Origin of the sequence: Aerococcus tenax, from assembly GCF_003286645.3 — a bacterium.
Taxonomy (GTDB): domain Bacteria; phylum Bacillota; class Bacilli; order Lactobacillales; family Aerococcaceae; genus Aerococcus; species Aerococcus tenax.
Genome location: NZ_CP127382.2, coordinates 622,915 through 639,412 on the forward strand (window position 1 = coordinate 622,915; position 16,498 = coordinate 639,412).

A 16,498-nucleotide genomic window follows, 5' to 3' on the forward strand; every position below is an offset into this window, starting at 1 on the left:
AATAAGGGAGTAGAGAGCTTTGTGAATATTACTTTTATTTCTTATTTTAGAACCACTCAAATAGAAGATTGGAGCGAAGATATATGTCAAAGAGATTTGGAGCAGCGCTTTCTTTTCTCTTGTTAACCTTATCCCTTTTGGTTGGTTTAGCTAGTCCACTAAGGGTAGATGCTGCTGAAAATCAGCCAAGGATTGAGGTTGATCAAGAAGCTCTTAATCAGGGATTAGAGACACCTGGTGTATTAAGAGTAGGGATGGAAGCAAATTATGCTCCCTATAATTGGAGTCAAACGACAGACGCCAATGGCGCCATCGAAATTTCTAATGCTAGCGGGGAATATGCTAATGGTTACGATGTGCAAATAGCCAAGCAAATTGCTGATTCTCTAGGGTTAAAGCTGGAAATCGTAAAGATGGAATGGGATGGTTTGCCACCTGCCTTACAATCAGCAAAAATTGATGCCATTGTAGCGGGGATGTCACCGACACCTGAACGGGAAAAACAAATCGATTTTACCGATGAATATTATGGCTCAGACATGGTTGTAGTGACCCTTAAGGACGGTCCTTATGCCAATGCCCAATCCATTAATGACTTTAATGGGGCCAAGGTAACTGCACAATTAAATACCTTCCACGTTGATTTACTCGATCAAATGCAAGGGATTGACAAACAAACCCCAATGGATTCTTTCCCAACTATGATCTCTTCCTTGCTAAGTAATAAGATTGATGCCTATATTTCCGACCGGCCTGGGGCCCTCTCAGCTGTTGCTGCTAATCCAGATTTAAAGATTGTTTCCTTTGAAGAAGGGAAAGGCTTTGATACGGGGGATATTGCTAACTGGTCATCAGTTGGGCTCCGCAAAGATTCGCCTTTAATGGAACCGATTAACCAAGCCTTAGCGACCATTCCAGATAAAGATCGGGAAAATCTGATGCAAGAAATGGTTGACTTAAATAATCGCGGCGAAGATATTGGCTTTTGGGGTGAAGTGGCCAGCATCTGGTCCACATACAAGGGCCAATTGCTTAAAGGTGCTGCAACGACCATGTATATTGCCTTAATATCTACCCTTGTTGGTTTTTTAATTGGTTTATTGATTGCGATTTATCGGTCGATGCCAATTGCCGAAAGTAGCGGTATTGTATCTATTTTATACAAAGTTGTTGAATTCTTGATTACGGCTTATATTGAAGTCTTCCGGGGGACCCCAATGATGGTCCAAGCCATGATGATTTTCTATGGGTCGAAATTATTCCTAGGGATTGATATGAGTTCCATGTTCGCTGCCTTACTCATTGTTTCAGTGAATACCGGTGCCTATCTCGCTGAAGTTATCCGGGGTGGGATTATTGGTGTCGATGACGGCCAGTCAGAAGCTGCTAAAGCAATTGGTATGAATCATTTCCAAACCATGACCTATGTGGTTTTACCCCAAGCTATCCGTAGTATATTACCTGCTTTGGGTAATGAGTTTGTGATTAATATCAAGGACACCTCAGTCTTAAACGTCATTGCTGTAACTGAACTATTCTTTGTGTCCAAATCGGCAGCAGGGACTACCTATCTCACCTTCCAAACCTTCTTCATCACAGCGATTATTTACTTTGTACTAACCTTTACCACTACCCGGTTACTACGCTTGGTGGAAAGGAAGATGTCGGGAAGCGATACTTATACTGTTTATCAATCATCGACTAGTGAGGTGAATATTCATGAAAAATGAGATTTTAACAATTTCTCACTTAGAGAAGAAGTTTGGCGATAATATGGTTTTAAAGGATATTGACTTTGCGGTTAGCCCTGGCGATGTGATCTCTATTATTGGTTCATCAGGATCAGGGAAGTCAACCTTATTACGTTGTATGAATTTGCTGGAACAACCCACTTCTGGTGATATTATTTACCATGGTCAGTCTATCCTAGCTAATAACTTTGATAAGAATAAATATCGGGCCAAGGTGGGTATGGTTTTCCAACAGTTCAACCTATTTAAGAATATGAATGTGCTGGAAAACTGTGTTATCGGCCAAGAAAAAATTCTGAAAAGAAATAAAAAAGAAGCTGAGAAAACCGCTTTGAAAAACCTAGAAAAAGTGGGTATGGCCCCTTACCGTGATGCCCGTCCTGATCAACTATCAGGTGGGCAACAACAACGGGTCGCTATTGCCCGGGCCCTATCCATGGATCCGGAAATCTTACTCTTTGATGAACCGACCTCGGCTCTGGACCCGGAGATGGTCGGTGAGGTGCTAGGAACTATGACTGAACTCGCTAAAGAAGGTCTAACTATGATTGTGGTGACTCATGAAATGGCCTTTGCTCGTGATGTTTCTTCGCGGATTTGCTTTATGGACCAAGGGGTCATTGTTGAAGACGGCGAACCTGACCAAGTGATTAACCACCCTCAACATGAACGGACCAAGGCCTTCTTGTCACGCTATTTAGCAGAAAAATAAGATTTACTAGGGAGAGTGTGACAAAAGTCAAAAGAGCCCTAAACCGCTTCGCATACTATATCTGTAACTCGCTTGCGCTTCGAACAGCTATAGCAACTGGAGCGAACTATGGTAGATAGTTGAAAAACTATCGCACATAGTTCGTGAAGTGGACGTCAGGGCTGACTTTTAGATCACGTTTTGAATAGATGGTTCGTGTTTTAAAAAGAGCTTGGGACTTTTGCCCCAGGCTCTTTTTTAACACGAATTTTGAATTAAAATGTGCTCCAGTCACAGGACGAACGTCCGCTTCAGATAGGGTGTGAGACTTGGTATCTAGGCTTGGATGATTGGAGCAAGTCAGAATAAGAGTCAAGTATTCGCTCGTTTCTGACTTCTCTTTCTTCCAAGTTTTCACTTTTTTGTTGTCAGCTTGCACTCTTTTTAAAAGAAAACTTTCTTAGTTTTATAGGGTTATGATATGATAAATAAGCAAGTTTTTTACTGAACCATAGAAAAAAGATGTTATAAAAAGGATGTCATGCATGAATAGAGCAGAAGAAGTAAAAAAAAGAAGGACCTTTGCCATTATTTCCCACCCCGATGCCGGGAAAACGACTATTACTGAACAATTACTCCTATATTCAGGAGCTATTCGCCAGGCAGGGACGGTTAAGGGCAAAAAAAGTGGCCACTTTGCCAAGTCCGACTGGATGAAGATTGAACAACAGCGTGGGATCTCAGTGACCAGTTCGGTGATGCAGGTGGACTATGACGGCTACCAAATTAATATTGTGGATACGCCGGGCCACGAGGACTTTTCCGAGGATACCTATCGAACTCTTATGGCCGTGGATGCTGCGGTCATGGTGGTTGACTCAGGTAAGGGGATTGAGGCCCAAACCAAGAGATTGTTTGAAGTGGCTAGCCACCGGGGCATTCCAATTTTCACCTTTATGAATAAATTAGACCGTGATGGCCGTGAACCTATGGAACTGATTAGTGAACTAGAGGAAGTCCTAGGTATCGATGCCTATGCGATGAACTGGCCCATGGGCATGGGAAAGACCTACCAAGGCAACTACGATCTCTTTAATAATCGCTTAGAATTGACTCACCCAGAAGCTAATGACGGAAATGATTTCTTACCTTTAAATGAAGATGGTGAACTTGAAGGGGATTATGAAGTGAAAAAATCGCCTTGGTATGAGGAGGCCGTGGAGAATGCTCAACTCTTAAATGAGGCCGGAAATCCTTTCGACTCGGAGGCCATCCAAGCAGGGAAGTTAACGCCAGTTTTCTTTGGGTCTGCCTTAACGGGTTTTGGCGTTCAAACCTTCTTAGATGCCTTTGTCGATTTTGCTCCCGCGCCTCAAGCGGTTGAAACAGTGGAAGAGGACTTAGTTGACCCTCTTGATGAACAATTAACCGGATTTATCTTCAAGATTCAAGCTAACATGGATCCCCGACACCGTGACCGGATTGCCTTTGTTCGGATTTGCTCGGGCGAGTTTCATGAAGGCATGGATGTCACTGTAGCTCGAACGGATAAGAAGTTAAAGCTGAATAATACCACGCGCTTTATGGCAGATACTCGTGAACATGCTAGTTTAGCAGTGGCAGGGGATATTATTGGCCTTTATGATACCGGAAACTTTCAAATTGGAGACTCCATCTATTCAGGCAAGCACAAGGTAAACTTTAAACCCCTCCCACAATTTACGCCAGAATTATTTATGAAGGTGAGTCCTAAGAATGTTATGAAGCAAAAATCCTTCCATAAGGGGATTAAACAACTCGTTGAAGAAGGGGCTATCCAACTTTATAAAACTTGGCACACCGAAGAGTATATCTTAGGGGCAGTCGGACAACTCCAGTTCGAAGTCTTCCAATACCGCTTATTAAATGAATACAATTCGGAAGTGGAAATGACACCCCTGGGCAATAAAATTGCCCGTTGGATTTCCGAAGATCAACTGGATCCTTCCATGTCATCGAGTCGTAACTTGCTCTGCAAAGACCGCTTCGACCAACCTGTCTTTCTTTTTGAAAATCAATTTGCTGAAAATTGGTTCCAACAAAAATATCCTGATGTGGAATTGGAATCCTTGCTATAGGAAACGAACAAGTGAGCAATAAGGCAAAAGCAGCCCCAATAGGCTACCTATAGACCTGTCAGTTTTTATAAGTTGAACATTTATAGCTAGTTAATTCACTAATTTCCCCCTTTTTACCAAAAATAGTCTATTTTGGTAAAAAGGGGGTTTATTTCCCAATAAATTGCTTATAAAACGTATATTTTAATCAAGATTTACCAAAAATGTATGTATTTTTGCCTTTACTTGTGCTATATTAGGGATCAATATAAAATATCAAAAAAAGGAGTTTTGGCTTCATGAATCAATGGGAAAATAAATTTGTTAAAGAAGGACTAACATTTGATGATGTATTATTGATACCCCAAGCGAGCGATATTGTTCCTGACCAGGTCAATGTCAGTGTTCAATTAGCTGATAATATACGCTTAAACGTTCCGATACTCTCGGCAAGTATGGATACTGTGACTGAGTCAGAAATGGCCATCGCCCTGGCACGTTCAGGCGGTATGGGTGTCATCCATAAAAATATGACCATTGATGACCAGGCGGGGGAAGTCAGAAAGGTTAAACGCTCAGAAAGTGGTGTGATTACTAATCCTTTTTATCTTTATCCTGATAGTACCGTTAGAGAAGCTGAAGAATTAATGAGCCTTTACCACATTTCTGGTGTTCCTATTGTGGAAAGTCAAAGCTCCCATAAGTTAGTGGGGATTATTACTAACCGTGATAAACGGTTTGTTACTGATAGCTCGCGAAAAATTGCTGACTATATGACTAAGGATAATTTAGTCACCGCGCCTGTCGGGACCAGTTTAGAAGCGGCTGAAGAAATTTTACAAAGTTACCGGATTGAAAAGCTTCCCCTAGTCGATGAAGCGGGAAATCTGTCCGGTTTGATTACTTTTAAGGATTTAGCTAATGTAAGAAATTATCCCGATGCGGCTAAGGATGACAGTGGCCGTTTATTGTGCGCTGCGGCTGTGGGAGTGACTTCTGATACCTTCCGTCGGGTTCAAGCTTTAGCTGAAGCAGAGGTCGATGCTATTGTGATTGATACGGCTCATGGTCATTCTCAAGGCGTCTTGAATAAGATCAAAGAAGTCCGTCAATCCTATCCTCATCTCACTATTATTGCTGGTAATGTAGCCACTGCTGAAGGAACGAGAGCGCTTTTTGAAGCAGGCGTGGACGTGGTTAAGGTAGGGATTGGACCTGGTTCCATTTGTACTACCCGGGTGGTCGCTGGGGTAGGGATGCCCCAATTAACCGCCATTTACGATGCGGCTCAAGTAGCTAATGAATTTGGTAAAACCATTATTGCCGATGGGGGCATCAAGTATTCTGGAGACATCGTGAAAGCCCTGGCAGCTGGTGGTCACGCAGTCATGCTAGGATCTATGCTAGCGGGTACTGATGAAGCTCCGGGTGAAATGGAAATTTACCAAGGCAGACGCTTCAAGACTTACCGCGGCATGGGGAGTATGGCTGCCATGAAAAAAGGGTCGGCCGACCGTTACTTCCAAGGTGAAGTGAATGAAGCCAATAAATTGGTGCCCGAAGGTATCGAAGGCCGAGTTTCCTATAAAGGGCCTGTTAGTGCTATCGTTTATCAAATGGTGGGCGGCTTACGGTCAGGTATGGGCTATTGCGGTGCTCACAATGTGGAAGACTTACGTCAAAATGGTCAATTTGTCCGCATCAGTTCGGCTGGCCTAGTGGAATCCCATCCCCATGATGTTCAAATCACTAAGGAAGCTCCTAATTATTCACGCGGCTAATGGTATAAACCTTTGATGGATTAGTACTTAAAAAAATATCCTATTCATTAGGCAGGCAAAAAGGAGTTGGGATTTACCCCAACTCCTTTTAAAAATGATTTATTTGATTAATCAACTTCTGTTTCTTCAAGAGCCTGGCTGTTTTCACTCTCATTAACAACAATGTTGCCAGAATCATCCACGGTAAAGTGGACATAGGAAACACTTGGATCTTTTAAGTATAGGTCCGCGACTTGGTTTTCAATTTGTTCTTGGATGACCCGTCTTAATGGGCGGGCACCCAGTTTGGGGTCATAGCCTAGTTCAACAATAGCTTCTTTCACTTGGTCGTCAATGGCAATGCTGATTTTTTGTCCCTTGAGTAATTTGTTCATGTTGGTGAGCATGTGGTCGACAATTTGAATTAATTCTTCCTTGGTCAGCGGTTGAAATTCGATGATGCCGTCAAAGCGGTTCATGAATTCAGGTTTAAAGTAATTATCCAATTGGTCCAAGACAGATTGGTTTTTTCCTTGTTGACTAGCGGCAAAACCGACGCTAGCTTCAACGTTACCCGTTCCGGCATTGGAAGTCATGATGATAAGGGTATCTTTAAAGGAAACCGTTCGACCTTGTGCATCGGTAAGTCGACCGTCTTCCATGATTTGTAGGAAGAGGTTGAGGACATCAGGGTGGGCCTTTTCTACTTCATCTAAGAGAATGAGAGAATAAGGTTGCCGTCTGACTTGTTCAGTTAATTGGCCAGCTTCGTCATAGCCGACATAGCCGGGTGGTGAACCGATCATCTTAGAAACACTGTGTTTTTCCATGTATTCAGACATGTCAAAGCGGATCATTGCTTCTTCACTACCAAAGAGTTGCTTAGCAAGCTGACGGGCTAATTCTGTCTTGCCGACACCCGTTGGTCCCACAAATAGGAAGGAAGCAATGGGTTTATTACCTGGGTGGAAGCCCACACGGTTACGGCGGATTGCTGCTGATACTTTTTCGACAGCAGGATCTTGGCCGATAATTGTCTCCTTGAGTTCATCCTCAAGTTGCAATAAATTGCTTTGTTCTTGGTCTTGTAACTGGCCAACGGGGATACCAGTTTTAGATTCCACTAATTCTTCGATGTCTTCGACGGTGATCGTTGGGACTTGTTCAACAACAGCTTCATTATTAGCGGCCATATCCTTATATTTCTTTAATTGGTCGCGGTAATAGGCCGCCTTCTCATAGTCTTCAGCATCGGTAGCCATTTCCTTTAATTTTTCTAATTCTTGAATCTGATCTTCTAAGGCCTCCTTATCCAAGAAGGGAATGGTTAAGTTTTTCTTGGAGCCCGCTTCATCAAGCAGATCGATGGCCTTATCAGGTAATTGCCGGTCTTGGATATAACGATTAGACAGGGTAACCGTTGCTTCTAAGGCTTGGTCAGTAAAGTGAACATGGTGAAATTTTTGGTATTGGTCGGCTAAACCCTTGATAATAGTGATGGCTTCTTCCACCGAAGGCTCATCCACTTGAACCGGTTGTAAACGGCGAGCCAGTGCGCCATCTTTTTCGATACGACGGAATTCATTTAGGGTTGTTGCTCCGACTAATTGCATTTCGCCCCGGGCCAGGGCAGGTTTTAAGATGTTGCCAGCATCCATTGATGAATTATCGGCTGTTCCTGCCCCCACAATTTCATGGATTTCGTCAATAAATAGAATGATTGATTGATTGGAGCTGACTTCTTTAATCAGGGCTTGCATTTTTTCTTCAAATTGGCCCCGAACGCCAGTACCTTGGACTAAGGAGGCCACATCTAAACTAATAACTTCCTTGTTTTGTAGCTTTTCAGGAACTTCTTTAGCCACTATTTTTTGGGCTAAACCTTCCACAACTGCCGTCTTACCTACACCAGCTTCTCCGATGAGGACAGGATTATTTTTGGTTCGACGGTTGAGAATTTCGATTACCCGATTTATTTCTTGGTCACGGCCAATTACCGGGTCGTACTTGCCTTGGCGAGCCAATTCAGTCATGTTGGTTCCATAATTAGCCAACAAGCTATTTCCTTTGCCATCATTAGGATGGTGTGGAGGCTCTTGGCCGTTAGCATTATGGGGGCCTTTATCTTGCATTTGTCTGAGTAGCTCATAGAGGTTTCCCCATGAATTATTGTCATTATTGCTTTTTCCAGTTTGAGATTGGTTGCGAATTATCTCTGCATAACAAGGTTGGCAAAGGTTAATGGCCTGCCTTTGTCCATTAATATTCGCATACATATGAATGGCAGCTTCGCGTTGGTTACAACGTTGGCATTTCAATAGTGCCACGCTCCTTTCTTAAGAAATTGGCCAATATTTTTAATATACATATATTGTAAAAATACCTTTTTGATAAACATTGACCTTCAATTGTTATTATACATTGACCATGTTTGACATTCAAGTCATAAAGCTTGTTTTCCCATGTTAAAGCCAAGGAGAATTTAATTAAGTAGTTGTCACCATGCCTAAAAAATGGTACATTATTAATGTAACGGTTTTCTTTTCTTTAAGCGATAGTTGGGAAAGTCGTCAAATTACGTAGATTTAAAAAAGGAGATTATAATAATGAAAACTCAAGACTTTAATATTACTGCAGAAACTGGTATCCATGCTCGTCCAGCAACCTTACTTGTGCAAACTGCAAGCAAATTTAAATCTGATATTAACTTAGAATATAAAGGTAAATCTGTTAACTTGAAATCCATCATGGGTGTAATGTCCTTAGGAGTAGGCCAAGGTGCAGATGTAACCATCTCTGTTGAAGGTGAAGATGAAGAAGAAGCAATGGCAGCTATCCAAGAAACCATGAAAAGTGAAGGGTTGTCAGAATAACATGGAAAAGTTGAAAGGAATTGGGGCTAGTGATGGTTACGCCATTGCTAAGGCCTTTCTTTTGGAACAACCTGACTTATCCTTTGAAGAAGGAAAAGTAGAAGATGCTGATGCGGAAATTGACCGCTTAACTAAGGCTATTGACGATAGTCGCATTGAGATCGCTAAGATTAAAGTGATTGCGCAAGAACGTCTATCTGAAGAAGAAGCAGGCGTTTTTGATGCGCATTTACAAATGCTAGATGACCCAGAAATGATTGCGACTTACCAACAAAAAGTCAAAGATGAAAATCTTGATGCTCAAACTGCTGTGCGCCAAACGGCTGATGGCTTTATTGCTATCTTTAAAGCCATGGAAGATAACCCATATATGCAAGAACGTGCAGCGGATATTAAAGATGTTACCGACCGCCTCATCGCACATTTAATCGGCGCCAAAATTCCTAACTTGAGTTTAATTGATGAGGATGCAATTGTTATTGCTCCTGATTTAACTCCGAGTGATACCGCACAATTAAACAAATATGTTAAAGGATTTGTTACTGATATTGGTGGACGGACATCCCACTCGGCAATTATGGCACGTAGCTTAGAAGTTGCCGCTGTTGTTGGGACCACTTCTGCTTCTGAAGCGGTTAGTGATGGTGACTTAGTCATTGTCGACGGTTTTGAAGGAGAAGTTTTAATTAATCCAGACCAAGCCACTGTTGATAGCTATAAGGACAAAGCTAAGGCTTATCAAAAACAAAAACTTGAATGGGAAAGCCTTAAAGATGCGGATTCTCTAACCAAAGATGGCAAACAATTTGAAATTGTTGCCAATATCGGTTCACCTAAAGACTTACCCGGTGTCCATGAAAATGGGGCTGAAGGTGTGGGACTTTATCGGACAGAATTCCTCTATATGGATTCAGACCACTTCCCAACTGAAGAAGAACAATTTGAAGCTTATAAGGAAGTTTTAGAATCTCTTAATGGTAAGAATGTGGTTATTCGGACTATGGATATTGGTGGAGATAAGAAACTCCCTTATTTACCCTTACCTGAAGAGCTAAATCCTTTCTTGGGTTACCGTGCTATCCGGATTTGCTTAAGAGAAACGGATATGTTCCGGACCCAATTACGGGCACTTCTACGTGCTTCCGCTTATGGAAAATTAAGCATTATGTTCCCAATGGTAGCCACTTTAGAAGAATGGCGTCAAGCCAAAGCCCTATATGAGGAAGAACGTCAAAAATTAATTGACGAGGGCGTTGAAGTCGCTGACAATATTCAAGTGGGGATTATGATTGAAATCCCAGCAGCCGCTGTTTTAGCTGATCAATTTGCCAAGGAAGTTGACTTCTTTAGTATTGGTACCAACGACTTGATCCAATACACCATGGCTGCTGACCGGATGAATAATAATATCTCTTACCTCTACCAACCATATAATCCAGCCGTGCTACGCCTGATTAACTATGTGATTCAAGCTAGTCACAAAGAAGGTAAATGGACCGGTATGTGTGGGGAAGTAGCTGGTGACCAAACTGCTATCCCACTACTTGTTGGTATGGGCTTAGATGAATTCTCTATGAGCGCAACTTCAATTCTTAAATCGCGTTCCTTAATGGCTCGCTTAGATTCTAAGGAGTGTGAAGAATTAGCTCACAAAGCCATGAATGAAAAGACCAGTTCAGAAGAAGTGGCCGAAATGGTTCATGACTATGTTTCTAAGTTAGACTAAAAAGAATAAACTGATTAAGTGCTGGTAATGAATACTGCCTTCAGTGAAGGAGAGTGATTCAATCATACCAGCACTTTTTTCTTGGATTGGTATTCACTCTGACCTGTGCTAAAATAAAAGTACTTTGCACAGCTTAATAGTAGATGATTATGAGGGGAGAGGAAAATGAAGATCGGCTTTTTTACGGATACTTATTTTCCACAAACTAGTGGGGTGGCTAGCTCAATTCAGACCTTAAAAGAAGAATTGACCAAGGCCGGCCACCAAGTTTATATTTTCACCACGACAGATCCTAAGGTGAAAGAGGATCAAGCGGAAGAAGGAATATTTAGGTACGAATCCATTCCCTTTCTCTTTTTTAAAGAACGTCGGGTGGCGGTGACAACTTTGCGACCGATTTATAAGAAGGCCAAAGAATTAGATTTAGATATCATCCATACCCATACCGAGTTTACCATGGGGATTTTTGGCGTCATGGTGGCCCACCGTTTGCGTTTACCAATTGTGCATACTTATCACACCTGGTATGAAAATTACCTGCATTATATCTTAAATGGTCACTTAGTGCCTAAGGCGGCGGTTAAGTCCTATACCCGTTATTTTTGTCAATTAGCCAATACGGTTATTGCTCCTAGTCAAATGATCCGCCAAGTGTTACAGGAATACGGTGTTGAGCGCCCGATTGAAGTCATACCGTCCGGTGTCCGTTTCACAAAGCAATTAGCTAAGGCAGACCGCCAACAATTAAAGGATGAGCTGGGGCTTGCGGATGACCAGCTGGTTCTTATCACGGTTAACCGAATTGCCCAAGAGAAGAATTTAGATAGTTTAATTCAACAGATGGCCAAGCTTCTGGAACTTATCCCCCAGGCTCGACTACTGATAGTCGGTGATGGACCGGAAAAAGACCACCTAATGTCCCTTAGCCAAGAACTCAAGATAAGTCATGCAGTTATTTTTACTGGGATGGTTCCCCATGAAGAAATTAATGGCTATTATCAAATCGCTGATATTTATGTGAATTTATCCGTGACTGAGACCCAGGGAATTACTTTTATCGAGGCCATTGGCAATCATTTGCCCATTGTGGCTATGAAGAATGACTATTTACTTAACTTAAACCGGACAGCTTCGATTGGTAAATTACTTGACCAGGTTGACCAGTTCAGCCAGGCAGTACTTTCCTTAGCAGGATCAGCTTCTGAGAATTGCCAAGCCTTTAAGCGTTTAGAGCAGGAAATTTCTGCCCAGACTTTCTATGAACGGGTCTATGCCTTGTATACTTCTTTAATAAGAAAGCAAGAAAGTCAGATGGAAGATGACGATACTAGCTTTTTTGAGAAAATTTCCGAAAATATCTGGCCCTTTCAATAATTTTTCCTTTTCATTTCATGACTTTTTGTTAAAATGAAACAAGAGTAATGAAAGGGGACAGAAAATGCAAGCTTCACAACTAAAAGCGATTATTTCTCGACTTGAGGCCATGCTTGAAGAGGGATCAGATATTGAAGTGAGACGATTTGAAAAAGAGGGCGAGGAACGATGCATGGTGCGCTATGATCGTGAAAGTGAAAGCTTTCTATTAATCGAGCATGGGGTAGATCAAACTTTTCAATTTGATGATATCGACCTAGCCGCTATGGAGATTTATGACCTCATTCAATAATTTGACTAACAAACAGCCTGGAGATTGTCCAGGCTTTTTCTGTAGCTGGACATTGGGCTGATCTTGTTAAACAAAGTTGACTTAGTGTATAATGAAAATTCAGAAGAGAAAGTGAGGCAATTATGAAAAAGACATTAAGAAAGATATGTCGCCTACTTGATGAACGAGGGCAATTAAAGAGTCCGCTGCTAACGAGCCAGGCGTCAGTCCAAAACTTAAGTTACAATTCCAAAGCGGTTTCTGAAGGAACCCTATTCTTCTGCAAGGGAGCTCACTTTAAGCCTGCTTATTTAGAACAAGCCCAAGCTTTAGGGGCCATTGCCTATGTGAGTGAGCAGGACTATGGCCTGGATCTCCCCCTTATACAAGTGGAAGATATCCGTTTAGCCATGCCCATTATTGCGGATTTCTTTTACCAAGCCCCTTACCAAGCCTTTCACCTAACTGGGATTACGGGAACTAAGGGGAAGACAACGACTACCTTCTATTTAACTAAGATTCTTGATTTGTATCAGAAAAGCTTAGGAAAGGAGCCAACTGCCTATCTGTCTTCCTCAAGTTATTATGATGGAGTTGACCAAGGAGAATCTCACTTAACCACGCCCGAGTCCCTTGAACTTTTCTATCGCTTTAACCATGTCCGCGAGTCAGCAATCGACTTTATGACTATGGAAGTCTCCAGTCAAGCTCTTAAGTATCACCGGGTAGCAGAAGTTCCCTTTGAAGTTGGAGCTTTTCTGAATATTTCCACGGACCATATTTCACCAAGCGAGCATCCCAATTTTGAAGATTACTTCATGAGTAAGCTTAAGCTTTTTGATCAAAGTCAGTTGGCGGTGATTAACTTAGACGCTGACCATATCGATCGAATTTATCAAAGAGCAAGCGATTCGAAAACGGTCAAGGAAATTGTGACGGTTTCGACTAAGGATGAACAGGCCGATTATCTAGCTAAAAACATTGTGTCTGGGGTTGATCAACAACACTTTGTTTTACATGCGCCTGACTTTGAAGGAGAAATCCGGATGAAGATGCTGGGGCGGTTTAATGTAGAAAACGCCCTAGTCGCTATTGCGATTGCTCGCTACTACCAAGTTCCCTATGAAATCATAAAGAAAGCCTTACAAACAGCACAAACTGAAGGCCGGATGGAAGTCTATCATTCTACGGATAAACGCATCCATGCTATCGTTGACTTCGCCCACAATAAATTGAGCCTAGAAAAACTTTTTGAAGCCAGCCGTCAAATGTATCCTAAGGCCCATAGCATTGTGGTCTTTGGCTCTGCAGGGGACAAAGCAATATCTAGACGCAAGGATTTAGGGGAAGTCGCCGCCCAATATGCGGATGAAATTATTCTCACCATGGATGACCCTGGGACTGAATCAGTGGAAAAAATATGCCAAGAAATCAACCAACCCATTCAAGCGGCTAAGCGCCAGGCAAAAATTATCCCTAATCGTCCCCAAGCGATTGACTATGCTTTTCAACAAGCTGCTGCTTATGATGGAGAGGTCGTGGTCTTGATTGCTGGTAAGGGGGATGAAGATACCATGAAAATTAATGGTGTCGACCAAGCTTACCCAACCGATCGCTATTATGTGAAGCAGGCTTTAGAAGAAATATCCAAGCAATAGATAAGAAGGAGGCAAGTATGGTAAGTAAGAAGATAGCTATTTTAGGTTTAGGAACAGTTGGTCAGGGTGTATTCCGCGTTTTGCGCGATCATCAGGCCAAAATTACCAGCCAACTCCACCATGCCCTTGAAGTAAAAAAGATCTTTGTCAGAAGTCCCGAGAAAGTGACCGAAGAATTCTCAAGTCAGGCTGAAATCGTTACTGATTATCAGGAGATTGTTGCTGACCCTGACATTGATATTGTGGTTGAAGTTATGGGTGGCATAGATTTTGCCAAGCAATGTATTGAAGGCGCTCTTCAAGCAGGCAAAGCGGTGGTTACTGCCAATAAGGACCTTATTTGTGAACATGGAGCTGCCTTAAGTCAACTCGCTGAAACTAAGGAACTTGACTTACGCTTCGAGGCGGCGGTCGCTGGTGGCATCCCTATCTTAAACACCTTACGCAATAGTTTCGCTGGCGATGAAGTCACTGAAATATTAGGGATTCTAAACGGAACCTCTAACTTTATTATTAGTGAAATGACCGAAAATGGGTCTAGCTACCAAGAAGCCTTAGCTAAAGCTCAGAAACTTGGCTTTGCTGAAGCTGATCCTAGTGCCGATGTTGATGGCCTTGATGCTGGACGTAAGGCGGTTATCCTCGCCAAGATGGGCTTCGGTATTAGTCTCAATTTAGATGACGTGATGATCAAAGGGATTAGTGACTTAAATGCGGTGGATATAGAGATCGCTAAGAATTTAGGTTACGTGATTAAATCCTTGGCAGTCCTCGACCATCAAGGAGAAAATTTTGCCTGTGAAGTGCAAAGCTTTTTACTAGAAAAGTCACATCCATTAGCCATGGTTAAGCAAGAGATGAATGCTGTTTATACCAAGAGCAAGGCTGGGGGAGAAATGATGTTTTACGGTCCCGGAGCCGGCGAGTTGCCAACAGGGGTTGCTGTTGTGAGTGATATCATCCAAGTCGCTAAGAACCAGGAAAATGATGACTACCAAGTCTTTGCTAATTATCGTTTAGATGAAAAGGTCCACTTGTCTGCCCAAGCCAACTATCCTTATTACTATCGTTTAGCCATCCAGGACCAGAGTCAAGGCCTAAAGACCCTCCTCGGTCTTCTCAACCAAGAAGGAATCTCTATCAACCACTTAGGTAATTACCAAGAAGGAGTGTTGTATATTTTAACCAGTCCAGGAAGCTATGCTTCTCATCAAGCAATTGCTAAGCAGCTTGAAAGCGCTCAAGGAGTGGAATTATTGGCTTCCTATCCTATTTTTAATGAAGAGAAGGAGGACTAAAGCATGCAGCGTGTTATAGTTCCTGCCACTTCAGCCAATTTAGGCCCAGGTTTTGACTCGGTCGGGGTGGCTGTCGACTTGTATTTGAGAGTAGATATTATCGGCCCTAGTCAAGATTGGGAGATTAGACATAACCTGGGGGATGATGTCCCGACTGATGAGAATAACCTATTGATAAAAACCATTCTTGATCTTGCCCCCCAAACACCGCCCCAACAATTATATATGCACAGTCAGATTCCCATCACACGTGGCCTAGGGAGCAGTTCCAGTGCCATTGTTGCTGCTATTGAAATTGTTGATTATCTCAATCAATTCCAGTGGTCACTTAGCCACAAAATCAATTTAGCCAATAAAATCGAAGGGCATCCTGATAATATTGCTCCTTGTTTAGCAGGCGGACTAGTGATTGGAGTGGCTATCGGTTCGGAAGAAGTGATTTGGTCTAAGGAAGTCTTTCCTAATACTCGCCTAATCGCAACCGTGCCTCATTATCAACTGTCGACCAAAAAAGCTCGCGAAGTCCTACCCGACCGCCTGTCATATGCTGATGCTGTTCGGGCCAATGGAATGGGAAATGTTCTAGTTTCCAAGTTAATGGAAGGTAATCTGGATGATGCGGGCCGATTAATGGAACAGGATTATTTCCACGAGCCTTATCGCAAGAGCTTAGTGCCTGAATTAGAACGAGTGCGTCAACTTTTAAAAGGTGTTCCTGGGGTCTATGGCACTTATCTAAGTGGAGCTGGGCCTACTGTAATGACCATGGTCCAGGCTTCTCATAGCCAAGAAATTAAGGACCTGCTGGAGGCTAGCCTTGAAGAGGTCAGCCTCTATGACCTTGCTATTGATGATAAGGGGAGTCGCTTTGAAGAAGTGAAAACCCTGGATGAGTTTGAATAATATGCTTAAACACGACTTCTAGCCGCTAGTTTTAGAAGTCGTGTTTTCCTCTATTTAAAAGAGCCCATCAATTATCAATGCCAATGATTATGCTATA

Annotated in this window: 12 protein-coding genes; 11 read left to right on the forward strand and 1 reads right to left on the reverse strand. The window is 42.4% G+C overall.

What is annotated here, in order from left to right; all coding sequences use genetic code 11:
• The first annotated feature begins 83 nt into the window (after positions 1–83).
• The 4 genes from DBT50_RS02815 (at position 84) to guaB (ending at position 6,319) form a co-directional block, all read left to right on the forward strand.
• On the forward strand, positions 84–1,730 hold the full coding sequence (locus DBT50_RS02815; protein WP_111851727.1) for an ABC transporter permease subunit: 1,647 nt from the start codon (positions 84–86) through the stop codon (positions 1,728–1,730).
• On the forward strand, positions 1,720–2,463 hold the full coding sequence (locus DBT50_RS02820; protein ID WP_111851726.1) for an amino acid ABC transporter ATP-binding protein: 744 nt from the start codon (positions 1,720–1,722) through the stop codon (positions 2,461–2,463). Before DBT50_RS02815 ends, DBT50_RS02820 begins: the two co-directional genes overlap by 11 nt.
• Positions 2,464–2,987: 524 nt before the next feature.
• Positions 2,988–4,559, forward strand: a complete 1,572-nt coding sequence (locus DBT50_RS02825) for a peptide chain release factor 3 (protein WP_111821237.1) — start codon at positions 2,988–2,990, stop codon at positions 4,557–4,559.
• Between the two features lie 278 nt (positions 4,560–4,837).
• Entirely contained in the window at positions 4,838–6,319 is a 1,482-nt protein-coding gene (gene guaB, locus DBT50_RS02830) for an IMP dehydrogenase (protein ID WP_111821236.1), read from the forward strand.
• Positions 6,320–6,426: 107 nt separating this feature from the next.
• On the opposite strand, the gene DBT50_RS02835 is transcribed toward guaB, so the two are convergent.
• Positions 6,427–8,616, reverse strand: a complete 2,190-nt coding sequence (locus DBT50_RS02835) for an ATP-dependent Clp protease ATP-binding subunit (RefSeq protein ID WP_111851724.1) — start codon at positions 8,614–8,616, stop codon at positions 6,427–6,429.
• A 288-nt stretch (positions 8,617–8,904) separates the two neighbouring features.
• Here DBT50_RS02835 and DBT50_RS02840 point away from each other — a divergent pair, with 288 nt between their 5' ends.
• The 7 genes from DBT50_RS02840 to thrB all read left to right on the forward strand — a co-directional run bounded on the left by DBT50_RS02840 (position 8,905) and on the right by thrB (position 16,401).
• The gene (locus DBT50_RS02840; RefSeq protein ID WP_013668503.1) at positions 8,905–9,171 is read left to right on the forward strand and encodes a phosphocarrier protein HPr; all 267 of its coding nucleotides are present in this window, start codon (positions 8,905–8,907) and stop codon (positions 9,169–9,171) included.
• A 1-nt stretch (position 9,172) separates the two neighbouring features.
• Positions 9,173–10,897, forward strand: a complete 1,725-nt coding sequence (gene ptsP / locus DBT50_RS02845) for a phosphoenolpyruvate--protein phosphotransferase (protein ID WP_111851723.1) — start codon at positions 9,173–9,175, stop codon at positions 10,895–10,897.
• 165 nt (positions 10,898–11,062) lie between these two features.
• Positions 11,063–12,271 carry a glycosyltransferase gene (locus DBT50_RS02850; protein ID WP_111851722.1) on the forward strand — a complete coding sequence of 403 codons (1,209 nt, stop codon included), beginning with the start codon at positions 11,063–11,065 and terminating at the stop codon, positions 12,269–12,271.
• Positions 12,272–12,335: 64 nt separating this feature from the next.
• The gene (locus tag DBT50_RS02855; RefSeq protein WP_013669196.1) at positions 12,336–12,563 is read left to right on the forward strand and encodes a YkuJ family protein; all 228 of its coding nucleotides are present in this window, start codon (positions 12,336–12,338) and stop codon (positions 12,561–12,563) included.
• Between the two features lie 122 nt (positions 12,564–12,685).
• On the forward strand, positions 12,686–14,200 hold the full coding sequence (locus DBT50_RS02860; protein ID WP_111851721.1) for a Mur ligase family protein: 1,515 nt from the start codon (positions 12,686–12,688) through the stop codon (positions 14,198–14,200).
• A gap of 17 nt (positions 14,201–14,217) precedes the next feature.
• Positions 14,218–15,498: a homoserine dehydrogenase gene (locus tag DBT50_RS02865; RefSeq protein ID WP_111851720.1), complete on the forward strand. Its 1,281-nt coding sequence runs from the start codon at positions 14,218–14,220 to the stop codon at positions 15,496–15,498.
• Positions 15,499–15,501: 3 nt separating this feature from the next.
• Positions 15,502–16,401 (forward strand): homoserine kinase, encoded by a 900-nt coding sequence (gene thrB, locus DBT50_RS02870; protein WP_111851719.1) that lies wholly within the window; start codon positions 15,502–15,504, stop codon positions 16,399–16,401.
• Positions 16,402–16,498 lie beyond the last annotated feature (97 nt).